Below are 6,397 nucleotides of genomic sequence, written 5' to 3'. Positions count from 1 at the left end.
GGCCGGGCGGGCGGCCGTGTACCGGGTGCGGTGGCCGGGACCGTGGCCCGTGGCGGGCGCGTCACTGGCGGTGGCCGGGGCGGCCGAGGCCGTCTACCGCACGCACGGGTCCGGGGCCGTGCTGTCCCTGGCGATCCTGGTGGACGTGGCCGCGACGTTCCCGCTCGTCCTGGCCCGGGACCGGATCAGCGCCGCCGCCGCCATGATCACCGTCGCCGCCGCGGCCGCGTGCGTCCTGCACGGCGGGGCCGCCGTCGCCGCCCTGGCCGCGCTGACCACCGCGTGGGCGGTCCTCGTCCGCCGCCGGATCGCGCGCCGCCGTGCCGAGGCCGCCGCGCTGGACGCGTCGCGGCGCGCGTTCGAGCACACCCTCCTGGAGCACACCGCCCGCGGCGAGCGCGCCCGCATCGCCCGCGAGCTCCACGACGTCGTCGCCCACCACATCTCGATGATCTCCGTGCAGGCCGAGACCGCCCGCCTCGCGGTCCCCGGCATGCCCGAGGAGGGCGCCGAGCGGCTCCTGGCCATCGGCGACACCGCGCGGACCGCCCTCACCGAGATGCGGCGGCTGCTCGGCGTGCTGCGCGAGGACGCCGGCGCCGAGCCCACCCGGTCGCCCCAGCCCGGCCTGCGGCAGCTCCTCGGCCTGGTCGACGAGACCCGCGACTCGGGCGCCGCCGGTGTCCGGCTGATCCTGCGCGGGAACGTCGCCGTCCTCGACCCGGGCCTGGAACTGGCCGCGTACCGGATCGTCCAGGAGGCCCTCACCAACGCCCGCAGGCACGCCCCCGGAGCCGCCGTCGACGTGGAGGTCGAGTACACCCCCGAGGCGTTGCGCGTGAGTGTCCGCGACAACGGGCCGGGGCCCGCGGCCGGCGGGGTCGCCGCCGGGCACGGCGTCCTCGGCATGCGCGAGCGCGCCGCCGCCGTCGGCGGCGACCTGCGTGCCGGTCCCGGGCCCGTCGGCGGGTTCCTGGTGGAGGCGACGCTCCCGGCGGGGCAGGCGCCATGACCGGCCCGGACGAAACGGCGGGCAAGAAGGACGGCGTGGTCCGGGTGGTCGTGGCCGATGACCAGGAGGTGGCCCGCGCCGGATTCGGCGCCCTGCTGGGAACCCAGCCCGACCTGGACGTCGTGGCCACCGCCGCGGACGGCGCGGCGGCGGTCCGCGCCTGCCGCGGGCACCGGCCCGACGTCGTGCTGATGGACGTGCGGATGCCCGTCATGGACGGCATCGAGGCCACCCGCCGCATCACCGCCGGTCCCGCAGGCCCCCGGGTGCTGATCCTGACCACCTTCGACCTCGACGAGCACGTCTACGACGCCCTGGTCGCCGGCGCCAGCGGATTCCTGCTCAAGGACGTCACCGCCGAGTGCCTGTTCGACGCCGTCCGGGTCGTCGCCGCGGGGGACGCGCTGCTGGCCCCGGCCGTCACCCGCCGCCTCATCGGCGAGTTCGCCCGCCTGCGCCCGCGGAGCCCGTCCCGGGGCCCCGACGTCCTGGCCGCACTGACACCCCGTGAGACGGACGTGCTCCGCCTGGTCGCCGAGGGCATCACCAACGCCGAGATCGCCGCCCGCCTCGTCGTGGGGGAGGAGACGGTCAAGACACACGTCAGCCGCATCCTGCGCAAGCTCGGTCTGCGCGACCGGGTCCAGGCCGTCGTGACCGCCTACGAGAGCGGCCTCGTCCTGCCGCGGACGGACCGCTGAAACGCCGGTGCCCGGACGTGCGGCCGCCCGGACATGCGGCGGGCCCGCACCGTCGCCGGTGCGGGCCCGTCCCGTTCAACAGATCAAAGATTCATGCGGACTTCCTGCGCCCCGCCCGCAGGATCTCCAGGCGCTCCGCCAGAACCTCCTCCAGGTCCTCGACGGTCCTGCGCTCCATCAGCATGTCCCAGTGGGTCCGCGGCGGCTTGCCCTTCTTGGCTTGGGGAAGCTCTCCGTCGACCCGCAGGGCCGTTACGCCGCAGTTGCGGCATTCCCAGGTCATCGGCACCTCGGCCTCGGCGGCGAGCGTCACGGTGAACCGGTGGCCCTTGGTGCAGGTGTAATCTACCTCTTGCCGAGGGGCGAGATCGGTGTTGCGATCGTTCTCGTAGCTCGTCGCTCCGAGTCGGGTGCCGCGAAGTGCGCGCTCGGCCATCGTCACGTGCCTCCCAGACGGCTTGCGGTCTTGCCCTGACCAACGCTGAATACCCGGACAAGATTCCCGCACCCAGCGTGATCCAACCCTGCTGTTTGCGGCCGCACCGGGCCGGGCGGGGGAAACGCCCCCCGCGGACGCTAGCCGCGCCTGGTGATCACCTCGTCGATCAGCCCGTAGTCCTTGGCCTCGGCGGCGCTGAAGAACCGCGCCCGGTCCAGGTCGCGGCGGACGGTCTCGGGGTCGCGCCCGGTCGCCTCCGCCACGATCGCCTCGGTCTGCGCCCGCAGCCGCAGCATCTCGCGGGCGTGGATGTCCAGATCGGTGGCGAAGCCCCTGGACACCTCGATCGACGGCTCGTGCAGCAGGATCCGCGCGCCGGTCAGCGCGGCCCGCCGGCCCGGGGCGCCGGCCGCGAGCAGGACCGCCGCCGCCGAGCCCGCCTGCCCGATGCAGGTCGTCTCGACCGGCGGCGCGATGTACCGCATCGTGTCGCAGATCGCCAGCATCGCCGTCAGTGACCCGCCCGGCGAGTTGATGTACAGGGCGATGGGCCGGTCGGCGTCCATGCCCTCCAGCGTGAGCAGCTGCGCCGCGACGTCATTGGCGCTGATGTCGTCCACCGGCGCGCCGAGGAAGACGATCCGGTCCTCGAACAGCTTGTCGTAGGGGTTGGTGTCCTTGCGCCCGTAGTTCGTCCGTTCCTCGAACTCGGGGACGAGGTAGCGCCTCTCCGCACGTGTCATGTGCCCACCCGGTCGGTGCTGTCGATGACATGGTCGACCAGACCATAGTTGCGGGCCTCCTCCGCGGTGAACCACGCGTCCCGGTCGCTGTCGGCCTCGATCTGCTCCAGCGACTGCCCGGTGTGGAGCGCGGTCCGCTCCGCCAGGGTCCGCTTGAGGTACAGCGACTGCTCCGCCTGGATCTTGATGTCGGACGCGGTGCCGCCGATCCCGCCGTGCGGCTGGTGCATCATGACCCGGGCGTGGCGCAGCGCGTAGCGTTTGCCCGCCGTTCCCGCGCACAGAAGTGTCTGTCCCATGGATGCGGCCATTCCCATCGCGACGGTGGAGATGTCGTTCGGGACGAACTGCATCATGTCGTAGATCGCCATGCCGGCGTCCACGACCCCGCCGGGCGAGTTGATGTAGATCGTGATGTCGCGCTGGGCGTCCTGCGCCGCGAGGAGCAGCAGCTGGGCGTTGATCCGGTTGGCGATCTGGTCGTCGATCTCGCTGCCGAGGAACACGATGCGCTGGGCCAGCAGGCGCTCGAACAGCTGCACGTCCGCCAGCCGGGGGACGCCGCCGGTGCTGGTCCGCGACCGTCCGATGTAGGTCTCCGCCGGCCGGTCGCCTTCGCCCTGCCCTGGTTCTCCGTTCACGTGCACCTCCGAGATTGATCTGTACAGAACGTACACTACGTACGTATGAAGGCTAATGCCGCTGGAGGAGGCGGACCAGGGGACCTTCCCTCGTTTCGCTATACGATGAATCACGTGGATGTTCCGGTTACCGAAGCACGGGCCCAGTTCGCGGATCTGGTCAACCGGGTCGCCTACACCGGCGATCCGGTCCGGCTCACCCGCCGCGGCAAGGTCATGGCGGCCCTGGTGTCCCCGGAGGACCTGGAACTCCTGGAGCTGGTGCGGTCGCGGCGCCTCGACCTGGCGCACGACCTGGCGCATGACCTGCCAGGCGATCCGGCCCAGCAGCAGGGCCAGCCCGCCCCGCCTGCGGAGCGTCCGCAGCCGTCGCCGCTGCGCATCGCGGCCGAGTACCGCCCGCCCGGCTTCAACCGCTGACCGGGCGCGTCAGGGGGCGGGGGCGGGGCCCCGCCAGAGTCCGCGGGACGCCATGATCCGCCGGAGCGTGTCGATCTCGTCGGTCATGATGCCGTCGATGCCGAGGTCCAGGAGGCGTTCCATGTCGGCGGGCTCGTTGACCGTCCAGGCGTGGACCTGGAGGCCGAGTTCGTGCGCGTGGGCGATGAACGACTCGGTGACGAAGGGGAGGGGCCCGAGGCCGTAGGGCACCTGGGCGCAGGCGACGCCGGTGGCGGCGAGGCGGACGAGCTTGGCGGCGGGGCCGCCGTAGGACCTGGCGCGCAGCGCCATCACCCCGCGCGGTCCCAGGGCGGTGCACACGTCGCCGTTGGTGAACAGGGGGAGCCGGGCGCGCATCTGGGCGAGCCGGCGGGTGGAGAAGGACGTGATGCACACCCGGTTCCAGGCGGCCGTACGGTGCAGCGCGGCCGCGAGCGGGCCGATGACGGGGGCGTCCTTGATGTCGATGTTGACGCGTGCCTCGGGGAAGGAGCCGAGGACCTCCTCCAGGAGGGGGACGGGCTCGGTGCCGCCGATGCGGGCCTTGGCGACCTCGGAGTAGGGGAGCTGGGCGATGGCGCCCGCGCGGTCGGTGACGCGGTCGAGGGTGCGGTCGTGGAAGGCGACGACGACGCCGTCGGCGGTGGCGTGGGCGTCGGTCTCCAGGTAGCGGTAACCGAGGTCGATGGCGTGCTGGAACGCGGCCAAGGAGTTCTCGGGCCCGCCGCCCGCCCCGCCCCGGTGTGCGAAGGGGATCGGCGCGGGATGGTCGAGGAACTCGTACGAGCGGCGCACCCGTCCGATTATGGCGGACTGTACAACCGGACCGTACCTTACTACGTAAAGGCGCCGGGTCGGTTGTACCGCTGCTACCGTCGGGTTCCCGAAAACCGACCAGCGAGGGAGCACGCGCATGGCGGACGTGGAGGACTACCGGGCGACGTTCGAGCTCGTGGACGCCGACGGCGACGGGTACATCTCGACCGGTGAGCTGAAGAACCTCATGGCCGCGCTGGGTGAGGAGGTCACCGGCACGCGTGCGGTGGAGGTGGTCGTGGCCGCCGATGCCAACCGCGACGGCAAGATCTCCCTGGAGGAGTTCACCGCCCTCATGCAGCGGACCGCCCCGCCCTGATCGCCGCCCTGACGCGGACCTCCGGACGCCGGATCGTCGGTCAGGACGGGCGGCGCCGGAGCTTGAGGGCGTTGTCGGTGCGGGTCATGACGCGGCCGTCCGGGGCCGTCTGGACGCGCTCGTGCTCGCCGGCGCGCAGCACGTCCCATTCACCGTCGGGCAGGTCCAGCGACTTCAGGACCTCCTCGGCGGTGGGCAGGTGCACGTCGTGGTGGGCGTCGGGGTCCCAGGGGGGCGGGCCGGCGTGCCCGATGACGAGCAGGATGCCGCCCGGCGCGACGGCCGCGGCGGCGGCCCGCAGGATCTGCTCGCGCGGCATGCCTTCGAAGGGGGAGTGCAGGAACGCCGCGGAGACCAGGTCGTAGCGTCCCCCGGGGAAGGACGTTCCGAGGTCGTGGCGCTGCCATTCGACGCGGTCGGCGACGCCCGCGGCCTCGGCGTGGCGGGCGGCCCGTTCGAGGGCCACGGCGGAGATGTCGCTGGCGGTGACGCGCCAGCCCCGGCGCGCGAGCCAGATGGCGTCCCCGCCCTCGCCGCATCCGAGGTCGAGGGCGGTGCCGGGCTCCAGATCGGCGGCCTCCTCGACGAGGACGGCGTTGGGGTCGCCGCTCCAGACGCGCTCGTGCTCGGTGTAGCGGGCGTCCCAGAATTCCTGGTCGGTGGTGTGTTCCATGGCCTGATGATGCGCCGGCACCGCGCGATGCGCCGAACCGTGTTGCCGTTCCGGCAACGCGCGCGGTCAGGCGCTCCATTCGCGGCGGCGGGCCTCGGCGAGGGCGATGGCGGCGGCCACGGCGACGTTGAGGGAGCCGACGCGTCCGATCTGCGGAATGTAGGTGACGGCGTCGGCGGCGGCCAGGAGGGCGGGGGAGCAGCCGTGGTCCTCGCCGCCGACGGCGAGGCAGACGTCGCCGTCGAGGGGCGCCTCGTGCAGGGGGACGGCGTCGGTGGTGAGCTCGACGGCGACGAGGCGCAGCCCCTCCTTGCGGACGGCCGCGGCGGCCTCGGCGGGGGTGCCTGCGTGCTCCCAGGCGACGAGCCGGTCGGTGCCGAGCGCGGTCTTGGCCGCGTTCCGGTGGGTCGGCGGGGTCGCGTTGCCGGCGAGCCAGAGGTGGTCGACGCCGAACACGGCGGCGGTGCGGACGATGGAGCCCATGTTGAACGGCTGGGTGACCGATTCGACCAGGAGACCGAGGCGGGCGCCGGTGCGGCGGCGCCATTCGCGGTTGAGGCGCTTGACGTCGGTGGCGCGCAGCTGCCTGCGTCCCTGGGCGGGGTCGGGGGC

General features: G+C 73.1%; 10 protein-coding genes. 4 read left to right on the top strand and 6 right to left on the bottom strand.

The genetic code is table 11. The annotated features are described in order from the left end of the window. The coding region (locus E1289_RS35705; RefSeq protein WP_207929369.1) for a histidine kinase at positions 1 to 1,012 on the top strand (1,012 nt) is incomplete at its 5' end. Further along, positions 1,009 to 1,713 (top strand): response regulator transcription factor, encoded by a 705-nt coding sequence (locus E1289_RS35700; RefSeq protein WP_131988289.1) that lies wholly within the window; start codon positions 1,009 to 1,011, stop codon positions 1,711 to 1,713. The genes E1289_RS35705 and E1289_RS35700, both read left to right, overlap by 4 nt. A 91-nt stretch (positions 1,714 to 1,804) precedes the next feature. Here E1289_RS35700 and E1289_RS35695 read toward each other — a convergent pair whose 3' ends face one another. The 3 genes from E1289_RS35695 to E1289_RS35685 all read right to left on the bottom strand — a co-directional run bounded on the left by E1289_RS35695 (position 1,805) and on the right by E1289_RS35685 (position 3,485). Next, positions 1,805 to 2,149, bottom strand: a complete 345-nt coding sequence (locus tag E1289_RS35695) for an RNA polymerase-binding protein RbpA (protein ID WP_131955076.1) — start codon at positions 2,147 to 2,149, stop codon at positions 1,805 to 1,807. A 140-nt stretch (positions 2,150 to 2,289) separates the two neighbouring features. Further along, entirely contained in the window at positions 2,290 to 2,895 is a 606-nt protein-coding gene (locus tag E1289_RS35690) for an ATP-dependent Clp protease proteolytic subunit (protein WP_131988287.1), read from the bottom strand. Beyond that, positions 2,892 to 3,485, bottom strand: coding sequence for an ATP-dependent Clp protease proteolytic subunit (locus E1289_RS35685; protein ID WP_131988293.1), 594 nt, complete (start codon positions 3,483 to 3,485; stop codon positions 2,892 to 2,894). Before E1289_RS35685 ends, E1289_RS35690 begins: the two co-directional genes overlap by 4 nt. Before the next feature lie 165 nt (positions 3,486 to 3,650). Here E1289_RS35685 and E1289_RS35680 point away from each other — a divergent pair, with 165 nt between their 5' ends. Continuing rightward, positions 3,651 to 3,956 (top strand): type II toxin-antitoxin system Phd/YefM family antitoxin, encoded by a 306-nt coding sequence (locus E1289_RS35680; RefSeq protein WP_131988285.1) that lies wholly within the window; start codon positions 3,651 to 3,653, stop codon positions 3,954 to 3,956. Positions 3,957 to 3,965: 9 nt separating this feature from the next. On the opposite strand, the gene E1289_RS35675 is transcribed toward E1289_RS35680, so the two are convergent. After that, positions 3,966 to 4,772: a glycerophosphodiester phosphodiesterase gene (locus E1289_RS35675; protein WP_207929368.1), complete on the bottom strand. Its 807-nt coding sequence runs from the start codon at positions 4,770 to 4,772 to the stop codon at positions 3,966 to 3,968. Between the two features lie 118 nt (positions 4,773 to 4,890). Between E1289_RS35675 and E1289_RS35670 the strand changes: the two genes are divergently transcribed. Beyond that, positions 4,891 to 5,112, top strand: a complete 222-nt coding sequence (locus tag E1289_RS35670) for an EF-hand domain-containing protein (protein ID WP_131988281.1) — start codon at positions 4,891 to 4,893, stop codon at positions 5,110 to 5,112. A gap of 40 nt (positions 5,113 to 5,152) precedes the next feature. On the opposite strand, the gene E1289_RS35665 is transcribed toward E1289_RS35670, so the two are convergent. Together E1289_RS35665 and E1289_RS35660 are read right to left on the bottom strand one after the other, a co-directional pair. Then, positions 5,153 to 5,785: a class I SAM-dependent methyltransferase gene (locus E1289_RS35665; RefSeq protein ID WP_131988279.1), complete on the bottom strand. Its 633-nt coding sequence runs from the start codon at positions 5,783 to 5,785 to the stop codon at positions 5,153 to 5,155. Positions 5,786 to 5,851: 66 nt separating this feature from the next. Continuing rightward, positions 5,852 to 6,367 carry a TrmH family RNA methyltransferase gene (locus tag E1289_RS35660; RefSeq protein ID WP_131988291.1) on the bottom strand — a complete coding sequence of 172 codons (516 nt, stop codon included), beginning with the start codon at positions 6,365 to 6,367 and terminating at the stop codon, positions 5,852 to 5,854. Positions 6,368 to 6,397 lie beyond the last annotated feature (30 nt).

Origin of the sequence: Actinomadura sp. 6K520, assembly GCF_004349245.1 — a bacterium.
Taxonomy (GTDB): Bacteria; Actinomycetota; Actinomycetes; order Streptosporangiales; family Streptosporangiaceae; genus Spirillospora.
The sequence above is the reverse complement of the archived record's forward strand: the minus strand, read 5'-3'. Positions and strand labels throughout refer to the sequence as shown.